Origin of the sequence: Clostridium sp. (assembly GCF_050717515.1) — a bacterium.
Classification (GTDB): domain Bacteria; phylum Bacillota; class Clostridia; order Clostridiales; family Clostridiaceae; genus Clostridium_AD.
In genome coordinates this window covers 198,095-216,587 of the sequence record NZ_JBOITL010000025.1, presented here as the reverse complement: position 1 = coordinate 216,587, position 18,493 = coordinate 198,095, and the positions used below count along the sequence as shown (strand labels likewise).

Here is an 18,493-nt window from a genome sequence, read left to right as displayed (position 1 = left end):
CAGAAGGAGATTTACCCCCTTATAGAAGTAGGAGACTTCCCTTCTGAAATGTCGTTAAATAGTTAGTCAATTTTTTAAATACTTACATCTTTACCTTTTGATTTACCACTTAAGGACCTATAAGCTTCTATTATTAGCACTATTGCAAGACCAAATAAAAGAACTGCAAAAGTACCAAGAATCATATTTTTTTCTGCGCTGAATAAATATTGTTTAATAAGTAGGAATAATGCTGAAAGTGAAACTGCAAACATAAAGATCATAGGGATTAAAGTCATAGCAGTTTTCTTTCCACATTTTGCAAGCCATGAAGTTACCGCAAGTAACGCTAGTGCTGACAACAATTGATTCGCCGAACCGAATATTGGCCAAATCTTTTGATAACCATATGCTAATAATGCAGCTGCTGCAGCTACAGTTATAAACGTTGAGGTATACATGTTTGCATATGTTTTCTTTGTTTTTTCAGATGCATTGGTAAAAAATTCTTGGAATATATATCTACCAATTCTTGTAGCAGTATCGAGGCTTGTTAAAGCAAATGCAGAGAAGGCAAGAATTACAAAAACTTTTCCGATTTGCATTGGTATTCCAAAACTATTCATAAACGTTGCAACTCCACCCGCAAAAACCTGTGCTGGTGTACCTTGTGATTTTGCAACATAGCCCACAGAAATAAGTGCAACTATTGCAACTAATCCTTCTATTAGCATTGCACCATACCCTATAAGTTTTGCATCACCTTCTTTAGAAATTTGTTTTGAAGTAGTACCCGAAGCTACTAAAGAGTGAAAACCTGAAACTGCTCCACAGGCAACAGTAACAAATAAGAATGGAAATAGTGTTTGATTCTTAACTTTAAATGATGTAAAACCAGCGAGCTGCATAGTAGGGCGAGTTAAGAATATTCCGAGTACTGCACCACCTAGCATTGCATAAAGTAAGAAAGAGCATAAATAATCTCTAGGTTGAAGTAACATCCAAACAGGAAGTATGGATGCCAAAGTAATGTAAATCAAAAGAACAATATCCCATTGGAATTTAGTAAGCTTAACAAAAGGGAAAGAATAACCAATCCATATACATGCAAATAATAGAGCAACACCTACAATTGTAGATAATCCAATTCCAGCATTTTTTCTATAAACAACAAATCCAAAGGCCATAGCAAGAAAAATGAATAATATGGAGGCAGTTCCTGCCTGAGCGCCAGTAAGAAGTGTAGGACTCATGGCATCATATGCAAATGTAGAAGCACATATATCTGTAAAAGCAGCAACTACAAGGATTAATGTAACCCATGCAAAAATATTAAATATCATTTTACCTCTTTCGCCAATATTAATACGAATAATTTCACCTATAGATTTTCCTTCATGTCTCATAGATGCAAATAATGAACCAAAGTCATGCACACCACCTATAAAAACACTACCAATCAAAATCCATAATATAACTGGAATCCAACCAAAAACAGCAGCTTGAATTGGACCTGCTATAGGCCCAGCACCAGCAATTGACGAAAAATGATGTCCTAAGAGAATTTTTGCATCTGCCGGACAATAGTCTATATTATCAAATTTTGTGTGAGCCGGTGTTTCTTTTTTAATGTCAATGCCCCATTTTTTAGCTAGATATCCACCGTACGTAATATAAGCCGTTAAGAAAATAATGATTCCTAGAAGTAATAATACTATTGAATTCATTGATATGCCCCCTTTATTTATTATAAAGATGTAGGAATATACACCTTTTTTACGCTGTTGCCCTGCTTATTTGAAATAACTAAATTATTACTTAAATCAACTAATAATAATCGTATATCACTCCACCCATGAAAATATAACTTGTAATGTTTTGTAAACCTGAATTTTTTTATGAAATTTTCAGTGCTTTTATCTATAGGTGTACTACATACAATTACTCCTGTAATTGTAGAACTCTTGTGCTCCCTATGAGGCTTTACCAAAGTGTTTATTAATGTCTTTAAATACTCTGTATATTCTACAACCTCTTGTATACTGATTTTATTGTAATCGTTTACAATGCAGTACTCATTAAATTCAAATTTATCAATAACATCCTTTTGTGTAATAAAAGTTCGTGCTCCTATGCCTTTGTATTCAGCAAATAGACTTATTTTTTTTTCACATAACTCTATGTTTTTGCTTATATTAAAATTCTTGTTATATTTTTCAAATAAATTTTCCATGTAAATGTTTGCTATCATGAAAACACCACCCATTATTTTATTTAGTAAATTTATTCATATAATACATTATTATCAAAACAAATCATCACTTATATAATAACTCTTATTTTTTTATTTATCAAGTAATGATATTCACTATATTAAAAAAACTATTCAAAACTATAAATTCTACATTTTTCTATACTTTATGAAAATGTTTTATATGCTTTTTCATTATTATAACCAAATATAAAAATATAATTTTTTATTTACATTGAATAGTTTATGAATTGCCTACATATAATACTACCGATAGTTATTAACTCACAGCTAAGTAGATGAGCTCATCTTTAATATATAGATACAGCTAAAAGTTACTAACTAGCAATGTATTAAGTTAACTGTTTTAAATTTAGTTTTTAGCTGTAACTATATTTAATTCAGTTAATTTAATACCCAACTTTTTAATACTGACAAATTAGGCACCTCTAATTTACCATAGATTGAATTCTATGGTTTTTATTTTGTACAATTAATATTTATAGTGTTCTACTTTATGGCATTTCTGTTAATGTCTATATAACTTTCTATTTACAAAAAACGCTTTATTTATTAGGACAATTATGTTACTATGTACGTGGATTATTAAAAAAGGAGGTTGATTATTATGTCATATAAAATTACTGATGCATGTGTAAGTTGTGGTGCTTGTGAGCCTGAATGTCCAGTTAACGCTATAAGCCAAGGAGATTCTATATATGTTATAGATGCTGATACTTGTATCGATTGTGGAGCTTGTGCTGGCGTTTGTCCTGTAGGCGCTCCAGTTGAAGCTTAATTAAGAACATATTTCACATTATTAAAATATAAGCTACTGACTTTGTCAGTAGCTTATATTTTTTTATTCGTTTATGTCCTTAAAACCCTCTCCAAGAATTTCATGTACGTTATATGTGATTATAAAAGCTTTCTTATCAATTTCTTTTATATAAATTTTTAATCTTATAAATTCTTTTTTACCTAAAACAGTAGTTATAACTTCTTTTTCCTCATTTGTATAAGCTCCTTTAGCAGTATACAAAGTGGCTCCTCTACCTAAATCTTCAATAATAAATCTTTTTATATCTTCACCTCTTGAGCTAACTACTTCAATTTTTTTGCAAATATTCATTCCTGCAATAACTGCATCTATAGTAAACCCATTGATAATAACTCCAAGCAGTGCATACATTCCAATTTTAGGTCCAAAGGCAATACCTGCGAAAATAGTTACGAAAAAATCAGCCAAAAGCAAAGCCTTTCCTATATCTAAGTGAAAATACTTATAAAGTATTTTAGCTATTATATCAGTTCCTCCTGTGGAAGCATTTTGGTTAAACACCATACCCATGCCTACTGCTCCAATTAATATCCCGAAGATTAGCTCTAGAAATAAATCATTTGTTATACTGCCTGTCATAGGGTATACCTTCTCTAAAACCCATATCATACCTGATAATCCCAAGCTAGAATAAATTGTCTTAATTCCAAAGCTAGATCCTATAAATATAAATCCTATAATGAATAGGATTACATTTAGTACAAGCATTATGGCTCCAATAGAAAGAGCTGGCACATACAAATTTATAATCATAGCAAGGCCACTAACTCCTCCTACAGCTAAATTATTTGGAACTAAAAAGAAATAAAATCCTGCAGCTACAAGTGCTAGCCCAATAGTTATTAAGACATATTCTTTAATTATTTTTTTCATGCGAGTCCCCTCCTTATTTATATTTTCTCATATTATACAAAATTATATACTATTTCAATCATGTGTCAAACTTTATAGAGATCTTAAAGGAAAAAAATCTCTCAGCCTACCAGCTAAGAGATTAACATATAAATCAATTTAACTATTATTAAAATTCAGCACTACCAGTTGTTCTTGGGAATGGAATAACGTCTCTAATGTTACTCATTCCTGTAATATACATAATAGCCCTTTCAAATCCTAATCCAAATCCAGCATGTTTAGTTCCGCCGTATTTTCTTAGCTCCAAGTACCACCAGTAATCTTCACTATTAAGACCGCATTCTTCCATTCTAGCTTCTAAAACGTCTTGTCTTTCTTCTCTTTGGCTTCCACCTATAATTTCTCCTATTCCTGGCACAAGTAAATCCATAGCTGCAACTGTTTTATTGTCATCATTTATTCTCATATAGAAAGATTTTATTTCTTTTGGATAGTCAGTTACAAATAATGGTTTATTATACACTTCTTCTGTTAAATATCTTTCATGCTCAGTTTGAAGATCACAGCCCCAAGTTACTGGATACTGGAATTCCTTTCCTGATTTTTGTAAAATGTCTACGGCCTCAGTATATGTCACACGACCAAATTCTGCATTTACAACACTATTTAATCTTTCAATTAGACCTTTATCTACAAAGCTGTTGAAAAATTCCATTTCTTCAGGAGCATTTTCCATAACATACTTTATAATATATTTCATCATATCTTCTGCAAGCATCATATCATCATTTAAATCCGCAAAAGCTATTTCAGGCTCTATCATCCAGAATTCAGCTGCATGTTTTGTTGTATTAGAATTTTCTGCTCTAAACGTTGGTCCGAAGGTATAAACGCTCCTAAAAGCAAGTGCAAAAGCTTCTGCTGCGAGCTGTCCACTTACAGTTAAGCTAGTTTCTTTACCAAAAAAGTCTTGTGAAAAATCAGCTTTTTTGTTTTCACCCATAGGCATATCATTAAAATCAAGGGTAGATATTCTGAACATTTCACCTGCACCTTCGCAATCACTACCAGTAATTATTGGTGTATGTGTATATACAAAGTTTCTCTTTTGAAAAAACTCATGGATAGCAAAAGCAGTTAGTGAACGAACTCTAAACACTGCTGAGAAAGCATTACTTCTTGGTCTAAGGTGTGCAATAGTTCTTAAATACTCAAAAGAGTGCCTTTTCTTTTGCAATGGATAATCAACATCTGACATTCCTTCTAAAACTATTTTAGTAGCTTTAAGCTCAAATGGTTGCTTAGCATCTGGTGTTACAACTAATTTTCCTTCTATAGTCAAAGAAGAGCTTATAGGCAATTTAGCTATTTCAGAAAAATTATCTAAACCTTCCTCAAAAACCACTTGAATATTTTTAAAGAAACTTCCATCATTAATTTCTATAAATCCAAATGCTTTAGAAGATCTTAAAGTTCTTATCCATCCTGAGATAGATACATCGCAATCACTATACTTTTCTTTTTCTCTGTAAATTTGTTTTACTAACAATTTTTCCATAAAATTGCCCTCCTTATAATTTTGTACTAATATTAAAAATAAAAAAGCCTTCCCTCCCTTAATAATAAAGGGACGAAAGGCTATAATTTCGCGGTACCACCCAGTTTGTCATAAAATATGACCACTCTAATCAGTACAGAATTATAAATTCGATACTGTACAACTATTAACGGATTGAACCCGTCTAAGCCTACTCTCCTAAGGATTTCGGTTAGAAACTCTGAGATGTTCTTCAATATAAACTTTGTATTGGTCTTTCACCACCACCAACTCGCTATGACTACTTTTTATATTTACTCTTCTCTTCACAGTCTTTAAATTAAAAATTTATAATAATTAGCATGTAAATTAATTATTTTTGTATTATAACTTTAATTATAATATTCATAATGATAAATGTCAATTTTTTTATATTATTAAGCAAAAATTTCTTTTATAATAAATGTATAAAGCTTTAAATTGGCCTTCTTTGTTTTAAGTACGCTCCCACTGTTTTGGTAAGTAAAATATTTGAATCCCCATTAACTTTATGAGCATTTAACATATTTACCATAAATATGTTATAATAAATCTTTATTATCGTTTTTATATTTAAATCAATTTGCTATGTATAATTGATTTAAATGTAAAATAATATGCACTTATAAATTAAATATTAAAATAAAACTATTTTGGAAGGACTGATGTTATGTTACTAGATAAAAAGAATTTTTTTATTAAAGAACAGGTACAATTTATGAAATTTTCAGGGATATATGATATTTTTGATCCAACGCTTAATACACAAATTGGTTTTGCTAAAGAAGAACCTGGTCCATTGGTTTATTTTTTACGATTAATTCTAGGTAAGGGAATGCTCCCTAATAAAATAAACGTTAGTGATACAGAAACCAATTCAATTGCGTTTACAATAAAAAAACCATTCACATTTCTACGCTCAAAAGTCAGTGTATATGATGGCGCTGGAACTTACAAGGGATATTTTAAAGGTAAAATATTAACTTTAGGCGGAGGTTTTTGGGTTTTTGATTCAAATGGAAATGAAATAGCTGAACTAAAAGGAGATTGGAAGGGTTGGAACTTTAATATTTTTCAAAATGGAAAATCTGCGGGCACTATTACAAAAAAATGGTCTGGAATAGGAAAAGAATTATTCACATCTGCAGATAATTATATGATTTCTTTAGATGAAGGCGAGTATACCCAAGATAAAATTATATTGCTACTAGCTGCCGGTTTAGCTGTAGACATGGTATATAAAGAAAATTAATAGTTGTATCAATCGCTACAATAGTATAATTAATCTTTAAATTTTGAAATTACTTTAAAAAATTCTAGTACAAATTACCAGAATTTTTTATTATCTCCACTTTTATTGTTTTGACAAAGATAATGCCACAAACCACGCTATGTATTTTATGTTATATTTTAAATATTGTAATATTAGAAAGAGAGTGATTTATATGGCTACATGGATAGCTCATCTTAGAATAGCAGAAAATATTTTAAATAAGGGATACGATTTAGAAACTTCTCCATTTGTAGTAGGCAATATAGGTCCCGATTCAGGAGTGCCTAATGAAGATTACAGCAGTTTTACACCTTCAAAAAAAATTACACACTGGTTAGATGATCAAAATAAAATAAACGCTAAAGCCTTCTATGACAAATACGTAAACAGTCCTAGTTTAAAACAAGATAAGAATTTATCTTCATTTATATTAGGCTATTATGTGCACTTATTAACTGATATAGAGTGGTCAAAGCTTTATGCTGAAAAGAAAAAAGGAGTTTTACATAAAGAAGGCTTAGACAAAGACCCTAAGTTTATTTGGACGATAAAAAAAGATTGGTATGGATTAGACTTTCTATATTTAAAAAATAATCCTAAATGCTTATTTTTTACAGTAATTAAAGATATAAAGACAGTACCAGATTATCTAGATTACTTTCCTGAAAATGCATTTCAACTGCAGATTAAACGTATTACAGAATATTATTTAGGAGAAAATGAAGAAACAAAAGAAAACTTTATTTACCTAAATGAAAAAGAGATGGATGACTTTATTATAGCTACAAGTGAAACAATAACACTAGCATTGAAGAATTGCATATAAAAAATATAAGGCACATTCAAGTAAATGACAAGTCATATTAGCCCCTTTGACTTGTCATTTATTTTCACATGGCTTCGTGTTATTTTATATGAGCAGCCAATAATTTTAAAAGTAATTGCTTTTAAATTATCTATCAAAAACTCATGAACTATGTGTTTCCTTTGAAATATTCTATTCAGCTACTTATAACTTTCTGGCCATTAACCCCGCCCCTATAGCACCCGCATATCTTCCTAATTCATTTGTACTAACTTCTTTCGCTAATTTTTCTGAAAGACTACTTAAAATATATGCATTCCCTGATAGCCCCCCTGTAAGAAAGTAATTAAATCCTTCTGAATGTTTTCCACATAATGAACTAACCTTACTAACTATCGAGTCCACAATAGCATAGGCTATATCCTCTTTTTTCTCTCCTCTACCTATAAGACTAATAACTTCAGACTCAGCAAAAACAGTACACATGGAGCTTATGGTAATTCCACTGCCTTGCCTTGCTAAATCACAAAGTGAATCTATATCCATTCCTAAAGCATTAGCCATAATTTCTAGAAACCGACCAGTGCCTGCAGAGCATTTATCATTCATAATAAAATTTGTTATCATACCATTCTCCACAGTAATAACCTTTGTATCTTGTCCACCTATATCAATTACTGTACAGTCACAGCATAATAAATATGCCGCCCCCTTACCATGACAAGTTATCTCTGTTATAGTTTTGTCTGCATAAGGCACAGATACTCTTCCATAACCCGTTGCTACTGACTTTGAATTTTCCTTATTTATTCCCAATAATTCCAGTTTTTCTTTTATAGTATTGGCAGTTTCAACACTACTCCATCCTGTAGGCATTACAAAGTATTTTTCTAATTTATCTTCCTTAAATATTGCTACTTTAGCTGCTGTTGAGCCTATATCTATTCCTATGTAAAACATAATTGCCACCCCTTATATTATATGTATTTTAACTATATTTATTAATTATAATACACTTGTACTTATATTCTCAAATTATTTTTCTAAGTACTAATAAAAACAAAAATAATTTAGCCTAATTAAGCTTGTTTATTTTATTAAAAATTTAAGAACACCTATTAATAATCTAATAGGTGTTCTTAAATATCTCTTCTTAAATTATCCACATTATATTCAATACTAAAAAATATATCTATTTAAAATTCTTCGTCTTCATCGACCTCTTCATATTCATCTTCAACTATCTCACCAATAACCGAATCTCTCTTAGCTATTTCTCCAGTTGCCTTGTTTTCAATAACGATGTTTGATTTTACACATCCATCTTCTTCATTGATAAAAGTTTTTGCTACAATATCCCCTTCTTCTAATGATACTCCTTGTGTAAGTTTTTCAGGATGATCAAAGGTAACAGGCTTGCTATTTAATCTATCACTCATAGTATACTCACTTCCTTTCTAAATATAGTTTGCACAGGAAGGGTTCCAAATATACTTTGAAAATGTTGCCTAATTTTATTTAGCATATCACCTTTTTATTCTGTAAATCCTTCTCCTAACACTTCCCGCACATCAGCGATAGTAATAAATGCACTGGCATCTATTTCTTTAACCATTTTTTGAAGATGTACTATTTGATTTTTACCAACTACTACAAATAGCACCTGCTTTTCTCCCTTTGTATACATTCCTGTACCATTTATTCCTGTAACACCTCGCTTTAAATCTTTCATTAATGTTTCCGCTATTTCCTTAGAATTATCTGAAATAATAAATACCGCTTTCGAAAAATTTATTCCTTCTAGTATACTATCTATAACCTTAGAAACTATATATACGGATATTAGGGCATACATCGCCTTTTCAACTCCAAATACAAAGGCGCCTAATAGTATTATAGTTGAATCTAGTGTTAGTATAATTTTAGCTATTGGTACATCCTTTAAATAAATCTTTATGATATTTGCAGCTAAATCAGTGCCGCCAGTACTAGCAGACGCTCTTAATACAAAGCCTAAGCCTGTACCAACAAATACCCCACCAAATATACTTGCTAGCAAAAAATCAACCTCTGGTGCAGGTAGAAAGCTTGTATAAAACAAGGCAAAAGATAAGTATGCTGCTGCAAACATAGATTTTCCTACAAATTGTCTTCCCTTAAGTTTTACAGCTATGGCGAATAATGGTATATTTACAACAATATTAGTAAGCCATAAAGGCACTCCGTTTCCATAATGTTTTTCTGTTACATACTGAATTATAATTGCAAGACCTGATACTCCACCAGTTACTAGCTTTAATTTTGCCAAAAACATATTTATCCCTGCTGCAAGGATTGTTGCTCCAACCATAATATAAATATAATTTAAAATCTTTTCATTTTTAGTTTCTATTCTCATTTACTTTATCCCACTTTCTGATCTTTACTTACTATTTCTAACTTCTCCTCAATAAAGTTATCACAATTATTAAATTATGTAAATAAAAAAAGCACCTCATGCAATATTAATTTAGGGGGACTAAAAAAAATACTGCATCAAGTGCTTTTTTATTTGGTTTACCTAAATCATTAACATAAATCAATATATTTATTCAAATATATTAAAAATAAATTTTAATATATTATTTCTTGTCCAGAATAATCTATTCCGACTGCATTTATGTTTTGTTTTCTCATTTTATCTGCAAATTCACTAGTAATATTTACATCCTCTCCGAAATGCATAGGTATAAGTAATTTAGGTTGAATTTTTTTAGCAAAATATTCTCCACCTATATAATAAGATTCTTGGAGTCTTGGATCTACAGGAAAAAACGCTATATCAATTGATTTTTCTTTACTTAACTTGTCTATCTGAGCTTTAAATGAAGACTCCGATAAGGACTGCTCCTCTAAGCTATCCTCTTCCCAGTGCCACCAGTTAAGATCTCCCGCATGAAAAATAGTTAATCCATCCACTTTTACGAGGAAAGATATGCCAATATCCGTTGAACCATAAGCTTTTACATAAAGGTCGCCCAATGTTCTTTCCTGACCTTCTTCTATAAAGCTATAACTAGGTCTATTTTTATTTATTGTTATGTCACTACTAAATATATATTTTATATTACTGTTATAATTCTCCCATTCCAAAATACTAGAGTTAAAATGATCTTCATGACTATGAGAAGCAAACACAACCACATTTTTCATTTGTTTAATATTTTTAGGGGACAATACATCTGAGGGTCTATGAGTTGCATCATTTTCTATAGGCTCTTTATAATAATCAAATATTAAAAAATGATTTTTAGTTTTAATTGCAAAGCCACTATGATAAATATAGTATATTTTTGCTTTTATCTTTTCCATAATTATATCTCCTTATATTTAAAATATTTTTGATAAATAATAAATCTATTGCCCTTATTTTATCACAAATATATAATGATGATATAGTATATGTGATATATTAAATTATCCCAAAAGGTGGTTATGTTAAATGAAGTTTTCTTTTGACCATAATAATATAAACGTATTGGATTTAGAAAAAAGTGTAAAGTTTTATAAGGAGGCACTTGGCTTTGTAGAAACTAGACGATTTAATGCGCCCGACAATAGTTTCACTCTTGTGTTTTTAGGTGATGAAACTACTAATCATAAGTTAGAGCTCACTTGTCTTAAAGATAGAACCGAAGGCTACAATTTAGGCGAAAATGAATTTCATCTTGCTGTAGTTACAGATAATTTTGAGGAAGCCTATGCGCACCATAAAAAAATGAGATGCATCTGTTTTGAAAATAAACCTATGGGAATATATTTTATTATGGATCCTGATGGCTACTGGATAGAGATTATTCCAAGAAAATAGGCATAAAAAAATTCTAATAAAAAGATGTTGCCATTGAAAAGCAACATCTTTTTATTATTTCCCTTTAATAATTGTAAGTTTACCATCCACAATATCAATTGTGGCGCTACCACCTTTGGAAAGTTCTCCAAATAATACCTCATCAACAAAATAGGTCTTTATCTCTTGTTGAACTACTCTATTAATTTCTCTAGCTCCATAAACCTCTGAATAGCCCTTTTTACTTAACCAAGCATACAAATTATCTGTTACCTCTAATTTAATATTTTTAGTTAAAAGCTTTTCCTGGAACTGTTTCATAGCTTTCTTAGCTATTTGAAGCGCCATAGCTTCGTCTATTTTATTAAATACAATTATATTATCCAATCTATTTCTAAATTCTGGAGAAAACACACGTTCCACTTCTTTAGTAACTGCTCCCCCTGATTCTATTCTGTCTCCAAATCCAATTATATTTTTGCTAGCTTCTCTTGCTCCTGCGTTAGATGTCATTATTAAAATAACATTTCTGAAATCTGCCTTTTTACCAGTATTATCTGTCAAAGTAGCATAATCCATAACCTGAAGTAGCACATTATATACATCCGGGTGAGCTTTTTCGATTTCATCAAGCAGTAGCACACAATGGGGATTTTTTTTAATGGCTTCGATTAATAATCCACCCTCTTCATAACCTACATATCCTGGTGGTGCACCAATAAGTCTAGCCACAGTATGCTTTTCTTGGTATTCACTCATATCAAATCTAATAAGTGGAATAGCGAGGCTCTTTGATAATTGCTTACTTACTTCTGTCTTTCCTACTCCTGTAGGCCCCACAAAAAGAAGAGATGCTATTGGCTTTTCTTCATCATTAAACCCTGCCCTAGATCTCTTTATAGCTCTTACTAGAGTGTCTATAGCGGCACTTTGCCCAAAAACTTGTTTCTTTAAATTTTGGTCTAGATTTTTTAGTGTTGAGGTTTCATTATTTGATACGCTTTGCTCTGGAATCTTTGCAATAGAAGCTACTATTTTTTCTACTGCACCTTCTGTTATAACAATATTTTCTTCACTATCCTGAGCATTAAGCCTAGCATAAGCACCCGCTTCATCCATAATATCTATAGCTTTATCTGGAAGATATCTATCATTAATATACTTGCTAGATAATTCTACCGCTGTTTTTAAAGCTTCTTCCTTGTACGTAACTTTATGGTAAGTTTCGTATCTATCCCTTAGTCCCATAAGAATATTAAAAGTATCTTCAGTTGATGGCTCTGGCACTTCAATCTTTTGGAATCTTCTAGCTAGTGCACTATCTTTTTCAAAATGCTTTTTATATTCATCATAAGTAGTTGAACCAATGAATCTTACCTTACCATCTGCAAGAAAGGGTTTTAAAATATTAGAAGCATCCATTGATCCTCCAGAAACTGCACCAGCTCCAACAATGGTATGGATCTCATCGATATATACTATAGGCTTTTCTTCTTTACTAATCTCCCTTAATACTCTTTTTATGCGTTCTTCAAAATCGCCTCTATACTTTGTTCCTGCTAGGAGAGAACCCATATCCAAATAATATATCTTACTTCCCTGTAATATCTTAGGAACTTTATTTTCTACAATTAGTTGTGCAAGACCCTCAGTGATAGCAGTTTTACCTACTCCTGGTTCTCCTACATGTACTGGATTATTTTTAAGTCTCCTACATAATATTTGCAGTGTCCTTTGCAGAATATCTTGCCTCCCAATAAGAGGATCCATTTCTCCCCTGCCTGCTTTCTGCGTTAACTCCACAGTAAAATTACTTAAAAAATCTTCTTTCTCACTAAAATTCATTTCCTCATCATATGTGTGTTCTGACTCTTCTTCTTCCTCTTCCTCTTCCTCAAATTCAACTGCTTCTTCTTCCTCATGGTTTGTTGTCCCTGCAAAGTCAAAAGTATCTACTACAGAAATACCATGAGCTATGTAATTGAGAAGATCCCGTCTTTTCATTTGCTGTTTTCTCAAAAAATATGAGGCAAAGCTTTCCTCATCATCATACATGGCTACAATCACATCACCAATCTTAACCAGCTCTTTTCCCGAAAGCATAACGTGATCTTCGGCTGTTGATAAAATTGTCTGGATTCCAATGGTTTGTATTGGCTCCGCATCTTCTACAACCTCTATATTTTCCTTTAAGAATTTAATTATCTGTTTTTTTAGTCTCTTAACATTACCACCACTATTCTCTACTATATCAATTCCCTCTTCAAAAAATAAAGAGGCGTAAAGAATGTGTTCTGGTGTGAAATATTCATGATTGGACATTTGAGCTTCATTATAAGCTGCTGTAATAATCTCATTTACTATATTATCTAATTGCATAATTACTCCTCTTCTAATGTTAATTTTAATGGAAAGCCACTTTCCTCACACATCTCCATAGCTTGAATAATCTTTGTTACGCCTACATCATAGCTATATATTCCTGCAATGCCTCTACCTTTTTTATGGACATCAAACATAATTTTCGTGGCTTCCACAACCTGTTTTTTAAAAACTCCAACTAAAACCTGCACAACAAACTCCATACTTGTATAATCATCATTGTGAATGATTACGTTGTACTTATTGGGCTTCTTAATCTCAATTTCTATTTTCTCTTTAATATTAACTTCTTCATCAAAAATATTTTGCTGCGACATAATTACCAACCTCACTGTTTTAATCAAGTTTATTTTATTTTCCGTGCTTTACTACAAGACTATTATATCCTACTTGTCTATATATTACTTCATTTAACTATATTATTTCAACCCTTCTATACTTTTATCTTTGATATTTAGAGTTTAAAATATAACCCTATTAAAAGTAACTCTTTTTTTATTTTCCACATATTATAAAGTAGGTCTTAATGCCTTAATAAAAGTAGGAATTTCAGGCACCTAATTTTTGTGAGAAAGGAGTATTTTTCTATGATACCATACAGTAACTGCGATAAATTAAATATATTAACCCTAATTATTATTATCAAGATTTTACAGCAATCATATTATAATGAAAATTTCAACAAAAAACCTATAAAAAATCCACCAAATATTAATCTTAAAAACAAAGTAAACTTAAATAATTTAAGTTTCAAAAAGAACACAAAAAATATAATGAATGCAGAATGTATATTTCCTATACAAGAAGAAAATATAGAAGATGATACACAATGTATTAAGGATAAATCTAATATTAACACGAATACTCCTGGCAAACATATTTATGAAATTCCTGAAAATATAAATACTAATCATAATAAAAACATCCTATCAACAGTTCCCATCATAATATCCAAAATAAATATAGACATTCCTATTAAATCAACATTTAAATTAAAAAATGCTACATTAGATATAGAAAACATGAAAAATCACATATATTTAACTACTAGTAAGGTACTCCCCATGTATTAATAATGTCTTTAATTAACATTTTACAAGAATAAGATGTATCCATGTAATACCGAAAAATTTATGTATAAAAAAACAGGAACATAAGATTTACTCTTATGTTTACTGTTTTTTTGTATTTTAACAATCCTCATGTAGTTCTGGTAGACATGTCCTAGACTGCCAAAATTCTTACCTGCTGATTTTGTAATACTTTTAGTGTTAAATTTATCACTACTTTTTCGGTAAGTTGTGTAAACCTTTGCTCTGTAGAAGTTTCACACCTTGAAGTTGGATTTGTGTGAATATCAACTTCAGTAACATCTGCTCTTACTAATTCAACATAGGGTTTTTCATTATAGAATTCTGTGATAAAGAAACTCTGATCGCAAGGATTACGTCCAAGTACAGGATCTGCACAATTATCGCAGCCTTCAATTTTATCTGTAAAAAATTCTATTTCACTTGGAGTGGTGTTTTCATTAAAAACAGGTGGCCTAAGGAAAGTAACTCTAGTAGTAAAGTTAAAAGGAACTTGAACTGTACAGTGCCTTATATCTCCGCATACATTTATACTTGTACCTGATGGACAAGTTTGAGTTGCATACTCAATATTCTTTCTAACAAAACCTGCTATAAATAATATCCCAGTGCCAGTACGGTTGTCTTGAGAAAATGGAATTAAACGAGATTGAGTTAAAAATACATTCTTTTTAGTGCGTTTAATTTCCATAACTACTTGGTCAAATGTGATAGTAGCTTCTACCGGAATTATTATTTTTGTCTCTGCTAGCACAACAGGGAGCTTAACTACTACATTCCCAGCACAAATAACAGTAGGAATCACATCAATTTCTTCAGTTATTGTTTCAGCTTGAGTAGTAACTGTTGCACAATGATTATTTTTTAAACAACAATCTGCAATATCTGCAATATATGAATCATTACCTGTGTTTATTGGATTTTCTTGATTTAATTTAGAATCAATATTCATAATAAATTATCCTCCTTTTTATTAAACGAAAGTATACGTATGATTGAAAAGTTGGCGAGCTACCCAGTAAAATATAAGATTTGTAGTATAATCTTTCTATTATATACTATTGCAATTTATGTTTTGCGTTACAGCACTACTAACTTTTTTTTGAAATATCTACATGTTGATTTTGTAATAATTTTATTGTTAATGACAGCACTACCTTTTCAGTTATGTTGTGAAATTCGCCTTCTAAAGGTATTTTACACTCTTTATTTATTGAATTTTCAATAATGTCAGATTCAATAATTTCAGCACTAATTAATTCACAAAATACTTTTTCATTAAAGTATTCGATTATTTTAAAACTTTGCTCTCGAATATCTTCTCCAATTATGTCTTCTTCACAGGGCTTGTAAACTTCAATGCTAGTTTGTAGTATTTTTACTTCATCTTGATAATTATTTGGTTTAAACTTAGGGTAAGTCTTAAACATTACTCTGGTAGTGCATTTAAAAGGAACATTAACTGTAACATGTTTAACTTTTCCGCATGATACTCCATTATCATTATGGTCTTTAGTGCTGTATTCTATATTTTTCCTAATAAAGCCATCTACAAATAGTATTCCAGTATTGGGTTTACCATCTTCGGAGCTCGGAATAAGTTCGCACTGATTTAAATATACATTTTTTCTAATGTGTTTAATTTCTAATACAACATCCTCTAGCTTAAGAGAAGACTCAACAGTAATAGTTATAGTACATTCTGTTAGCACTACTGGAATTTTTACTGTTACAGGCTCTACAGTGACCTCAGAAGTATGAGTAATATTATCACAAAGAGTTAGAATTTCAGAAGTAACCCTTGTTTTACAATTCACAATTTGAACCTCATCCACTTTATTATTAAGCGTATCTTTAGAGAACTCTTCTGCTTCAATGGTATTATGATTTTCTTCTAGAACCTCTTCATTTACAATGGCGTTATGATTTTCTTCTAGGAAGTCTTCATTATGCAAATCTCCAAAACAAGTATAATTCTTATTTTCTAAGCTATCGTCCTTGGATAAATTGCAGTTTTCATTTTCTACATTGTTTTCTAAGTCATCATCTTTGAATAAATCATAGTTTTTGTCTTCTATATCTTTTTCTAAGGTATCCTCCTTTGATAAGTTATAGTTTCCATCTTCTACATTACTTTCTAAGTGATCCTCATTGGATAAATCAAGGTTTTTGCCTTCTACATTATTATCTATGTCATCCTCCTTGGATATATCAGGTTTTTTATCTTCTGAATTTTTTTCCAAGGGGACATATTTATCATTTTCTACACTATAAGTTTTAAAAAAATTAAATAAATCTCTTTCTGTAAAATAAATTTTATCCGGTTTTATTTGGAGTAGATTATCATCATGATCCCTTTTATGATGTTCTTCGTCATGATTTTTTCTGTGATGTTTTCTTTTATGTGGCTCATTATCATGATCCTTTTTATGATGTTCTTTATTATGTTTTCTCTTATGCCTTTCATCATTATAATCTTTTTTATGTTGATTTTTATCTTGTTTTTTCTTATGTCTTTCATCATCATGTTCCCTTTTATGTTGCTTTTCCTCTTGTTTTCTTTTATGCCTTTCATCATCATGTTCCCTTTTATGTTGCTTTTCATTATAATGTTCTTCATCACATTTTTTCTTATGCCGGATATCATCATATTCCATTGAATTGTTTATTGTGAACACAACTTCTCCTCCTATTAAAAATGCTATAGCCTAAAAAACTTTAAATGTAACTCTTCCTAAGAAACAGACCCAAAACCACTCTTAGTAAGCTTTGGGTCTAGAGAATATAAATTAATTAATATCTAAAGTAAAGATTAAAGTGCTGTAATTCTTACTTGTTGGTTTTGTAAAACTTTTAGTGTTAAATTAACTACTATTTTTTCAGTGAGTTCCGTGAACCTTTGCTCTGTAGGAGTTTGGCAGTTTGAAGTTGGATTTGTGTGAATATCTATTTCAGTAATATCTGCCCTTACTAATTCAACAAAAGGTTTTTCATTAAAGTATTCTGTGAAATAGAAATTTTGATCACAAGGATTACGTCCAAGTACTGGATCTGCACAAGCATCGCAGCCTGCAAGTTTATCTGTAAAGAATTCTAGTTCACTTGGAGTAGTGTTTTCAGTAAAAATAGGTGGTCTAAGGAAAGTAACTCTAGTAGTGAAATTAAAAGGAACTTGAACTGTACAGTGCCTTATATCCCCACATACATTTACATTTACACCAGATGGACAAGTTTGAGTTGCATACTCAATATTCTTTCTAATAAACCCTGCTATAAATAATATTCCAGTACAATTACGGCTGTCATGAGAAAATGGGATAAGACGAGATTGAGTTAAAAATACATTCTTTTTAATACGTTTAACTTCCATAACTGTTTGATCTAATGTGATAGTAGCTTCAACAGGGATTGTTATATTGGTCTCTGCTATTACAACTGGAATCTTAACTACTACAGGTCCGCATTTAATAACACAAGGATCTACATCCATTTGTTCAGTTATTGATTCAGCTTGAGTAGTAACGGTTGCACAAGCCTGCCTTTCTAAAGAACAAGCTGCAATTTGAGAATCATTACACTGTGCCATTTCACTATCTTTATATTTATAATTA

At 30.8% G+C, this 18,493-nt stretch carries 18 protein-coding genes and 1 other annotated feature; of the genes, 5 read left to right on the top strand and 13 right to left on the bottom strand.

What is annotated here, in order from left to right; genetic code table 11:
* Positions 1-74: 74 nt before the first annotated feature.
* Together ACREV6_RS10525 and ACREV6_RS10520 are read right to left on the bottom strand one after the other, a co-directional pair.
* Complete coding sequence (locus tag ACREV6_RS10525; RefSeq protein WP_431577965.1) at positions 75-1,706, bottom strand: carbon starvation CstA family protein; 1,632 nt, start codon at positions 1,704-1,706, stop codon at positions 75-77.
* A gap of 20 nt (positions 1,707-1,726) precedes the next feature.
* Positions 1,727-2,230, bottom strand: coding sequence for a DUF8052 family protein (locus ACREV6_RS10520; protein WP_431577964.1), 504 nt, complete (start codon positions 2,228-2,230; stop codon positions 1,727-1,729).
* A gap of 628 nt (positions 2,231-2,858) precedes the next feature.
* Here ACREV6_RS10520 and fdxA point away from each other — a divergent pair.
* Entirely contained in the window at positions 2,859-3,029 is a 171-nt protein-coding gene (gene fdxA, locus ACREV6_RS10515; RefSeq protein ID WP_164956761.1) for a 4Fe-4S ferredoxin, read from the top strand.
* A gap of 63 nt (positions 3,030-3,092) precedes the next feature.
* Here fdxA and ACREV6_RS10510 read toward each other — a convergent pair whose 3' ends face one another.
* A complete protein-coding gene (locus tag ACREV6_RS10510) occupies positions 3,093-3,944 on the bottom strand; it encodes a YitT family protein (protein ID WP_431577963.1) in 852 nt (283 codons plus the stop codon).
* A gap of 148 nt (positions 3,945-4,092) precedes the next feature.
* Complete coding sequence (asnS, locus tag ACREV6_RS10505) at positions 4,093-5,484, bottom strand: asparagine--tRNA ligase (protein ID WP_431577962.1); 1,392 nt, start codon at positions 5,482-5,484, stop codon at positions 4,093-4,095.
* A gap of 65 nt (positions 5,485-5,549) precedes the next feature.
* Positions 5,550-5,802: a binding site (T-box leader), on the bottom strand.
* Positions 5,803-6,172: 370 nt separating this feature from the next.
* Here asnS and ACREV6_RS10500 point away from each other — a divergent pair.
* The gene (locus tag ACREV6_RS10500) at positions 6,173-6,754 is read left to right on the top strand and encodes a phospholipid scramblase-related protein (RefSeq protein ID WP_431577961.1); all 582 of its coding nucleotides are present in this window, start codon (positions 6,173-6,175) and stop codon (positions 6,752-6,754) included.
* A 193-nt stretch (positions 6,755-6,947) separates the two neighbouring features.
* Complete coding sequence (locus ACREV6_RS10495; RefSeq protein WP_431577960.1) at positions 6,948-7,601, top strand: zinc dependent phospholipase C family protein; 654 nt, start codon at positions 6,948-6,950, stop codon at positions 7,599-7,601.
* 183 nt (positions 7,602-7,784) lie between these two features.
* On the opposite strand, the gene ACREV6_RS10490 is transcribed toward ACREV6_RS10495, so the two are convergent.
* The 4 genes from ACREV6_RS10490 to ACREV6_RS10475 all read right to left on the bottom strand — a co-directional run bounded on the left by ACREV6_RS10490 (position 7,785) and on the right by ACREV6_RS10475 (position 10,931).
* Positions 7,785-8,540, bottom strand: coding sequence for an acyl-CoA dehydratase activase (locus tag ACREV6_RS10490; protein ID WP_431577959.1), 756 nt, complete (start codon positions 8,538-8,540; stop codon positions 7,785-7,787).
* Positions 8,541-8,776: 236 nt separating this feature from the next.
* Positions 8,777-9,019 carry a hypothetical protein gene (locus ACREV6_RS10485; protein WP_431577958.1) on the bottom strand — a complete coding sequence of 81 codons (243 nt, stop codon included), beginning with the start codon at positions 9,017-9,019 and terminating at the stop codon, positions 8,777-8,779.
* Positions 9,020-9,114: 95 nt separating this feature from the next.
* Complete coding sequence (locus ACREV6_RS10480) at positions 9,115-9,978, bottom strand: YitT family protein (RefSeq protein ID WP_431577957.1); 864 nt, start codon at positions 9,976-9,978, stop codon at positions 9,115-9,117.
* A gap of 215 nt (positions 9,979-10,193) precedes the next feature.
* Complete coding sequence (locus tag ACREV6_RS10475) at positions 10,194-10,931, bottom strand: MBL fold metallo-hydrolase (protein ID WP_431577956.1); 738 nt, start codon at positions 10,929-10,931, stop codon at positions 10,194-10,196.
* Between the two features lie 130 nt (positions 10,932-11,061).
* On the opposite strand from ACREV6_RS10475, the gene ACREV6_RS10470 reads away from it, so the two are divergent.
* Positions 11,062-11,430, top strand: coding sequence for a VOC family protein (locus ACREV6_RS10470; RefSeq protein WP_431577955.1), 369 nt, complete (start codon positions 11,062-11,064; stop codon positions 11,428-11,430).
* A 54-nt stretch (positions 11,431-11,484) separates the two neighbouring features.
* Here ACREV6_RS10470 and clpA read toward each other — a convergent pair whose 3' ends face one another.
* A complete protein-coding gene (clpA, locus tag ACREV6_RS10465) occupies positions 11,485-13,788 on the bottom strand; it encodes an ATP-dependent Clp protease ATP-binding subunit ClpA (protein ID WP_431577954.1) in 2,304 nt (767 codons plus the stop codon).
* A gap of 2 nt (positions 13,789-13,790) precedes the next feature.
* Positions 13,791-14,108: an ATP-dependent Clp protease adaptor ClpS gene (locus tag ACREV6_RS10460; protein ID WP_431577953.1), complete on the bottom strand. Its 318-nt coding sequence runs from the start codon at positions 14,106-14,108 to the stop codon at positions 13,791-13,793.
* 270 nt (positions 14,109-14,378) lie between these two features.
* Between ACREV6_RS10460 and ACREV6_RS10455 the strand changes: the two genes are divergently transcribed.
* Complete coding sequence (locus ACREV6_RS10455) at positions 14,379-14,864, top strand: hypothetical protein (RefSeq protein WP_431577952.1); 486 nt, start codon at positions 14,379-14,381, stop codon at positions 14,862-14,864.
* Positions 14,865-15,015: 151 nt separating this feature from the next.
* Here the strand turns inward: ACREV6_RS10455 and ACREV6_RS10450 are convergent, their stop codons facing one another.
* The 3 genes from ACREV6_RS10450 to ACREV6_RS10440 form a co-directional block, all read right to left on the bottom strand.
* Positions 15,016-15,834, bottom strand: a complete 819-nt coding sequence (locus ACREV6_RS10450) for a CsxC family protein (RefSeq protein WP_431577951.1) — start codon at positions 15,832-15,834, stop codon at positions 15,016-15,018.
* Positions 15,835-15,973: 139 nt separating this feature from the next.
* A complete protein-coding gene (locus ACREV6_RS10445) occupies positions 15,974-17,560 on the bottom strand; it encodes a CsxC family protein (RefSeq protein WP_431577950.1) in 1,587 nt (528 codons plus the stop codon).
* 134 nt (positions 17,561-17,694) lie between these two features.
* Positions 17,695-18,468: a CsxC family protein gene (locus ACREV6_RS10440; RefSeq protein WP_431578258.1), complete on the bottom strand. Its 774-nt coding sequence runs from the start codon at positions 18,466-18,468 to the stop codon at positions 17,695-17,697.
* Positions 18,469-18,493: the final 25 nt, after the last annotated feature.

Excerpts from the sequence above, each read along its gene's own strand:
- ACREV6_RS10520 (WP_431577964.1), bottom strand. The coding sequence starts at position 2,230 with ATGATAGCAAACATTTACATGGAAAATTTATTTGAAAAATATAACAAG.
- asnS (WP_431577962.1), bottom strand. The coding sequence starts at position 5,484 with ATGGAAAAATTGTTAGTAAAACAAATTTACAGAGAAAAAGAAAAGTAT.
- ACREV6_RS10480 (WP_431577957.1), bottom strand. The coding sequence starts at position 9,978 with ATGAGAATAGAAACTAAAAATGAAAAGATTTTAAATTATATTTATATT.
- ACREV6_RS10470 (WP_431577955.1), top strand. The coding sequence starts at position 11,062 with ATGAAGTTTTCTTTTGACCATAATAATATAAACGTATTGGATTTAGAA.
- ACREV6_RS10495 (WP_431577960.1), top strand. The coding sequence starts at position 6,948 with ATGGCTACATGGATAGCTCATCTTAGAATAGCAGAAAATATTTTAAAT.
- ACREV6_RS10460 (WP_431577953.1), bottom strand. The coding sequence starts at position 14,108 with ATGTCGCAGCAAAATATTTTTGATGAAGAAGTTAATATTAAAGAGAAA.
- clpA (WP_431577954.1), bottom strand. The coding sequence starts at position 13,788 with ATGCAATTAGATAATATAGTAAATGAGATTATTACAGCAGCTTATAAT.
- ACREV6_RS10475 (WP_431577956.1), bottom strand. The coding sequence starts at position 10,931 with ATGGAAAAGATAAAAGCAAAAATATACTATATTTATCATAGTGGCTTT.
- ACREV6_RS10500 (WP_431577961.1), top strand. The coding sequence starts at position 6,173 with ATGTTACTAGATAAAAAGAATTTTTTTATTAAAGAACAGGTACAATTT.
- ACREV6_RS10485 (WP_431577958.1), bottom strand. The coding sequence starts at position 9,019 with ATGAGTGATAGATTAAATAGCAAGCCTGTTACCTTTGATCATCCTGAA.
- ACREV6_RS10450 (WP_431577951.1), bottom strand. The coding sequence starts at position 15,834 with ATGAATATTGATTCTAAATTAAATCAAGAAAATCCAATAAACACAGGT.
- fdxA (WP_164956761.1), top strand. The coding sequence starts at position 2,859 with ATGTCATATAAAATTACTGATGCATGTGTAAGTTGTGGTGCTTGTGAG.
- ACREV6_RS10525 (WP_431577965.1), bottom strand. The coding sequence starts at position 1,706 with ATGAATTCAATAGTATTATTACTTCTAGGAATCATTATTTTCTTAACG.
- ACREV6_RS10510 (WP_431577963.1), bottom strand. The coding sequence starts at position 3,944 with ATGAAAAAAATAATTAAAGAATATGTCTTAATAACTATTGGGCTAGCA.
- ACREV6_RS10455 (WP_431577952.1), top strand. The coding sequence starts at position 14,379 with ATGATACCATACAGTAACTGCGATAAATTAAATATATTAACCCTAATT.
- ACREV6_RS10440 (WP_431578258.1), bottom strand. The coding sequence starts at position 18,468 with ATGGCACAGTGTAATGATTCTCAAATTGCAGCTTGTTCTTTAGAAAGG.
- ACREV6_RS10490 (WP_431577959.1), bottom strand. The coding sequence starts at position 8,540 with ATGTTTTACATAGGAATAGATATAGGCTCAACAGCAGCTAAAGTAGCA.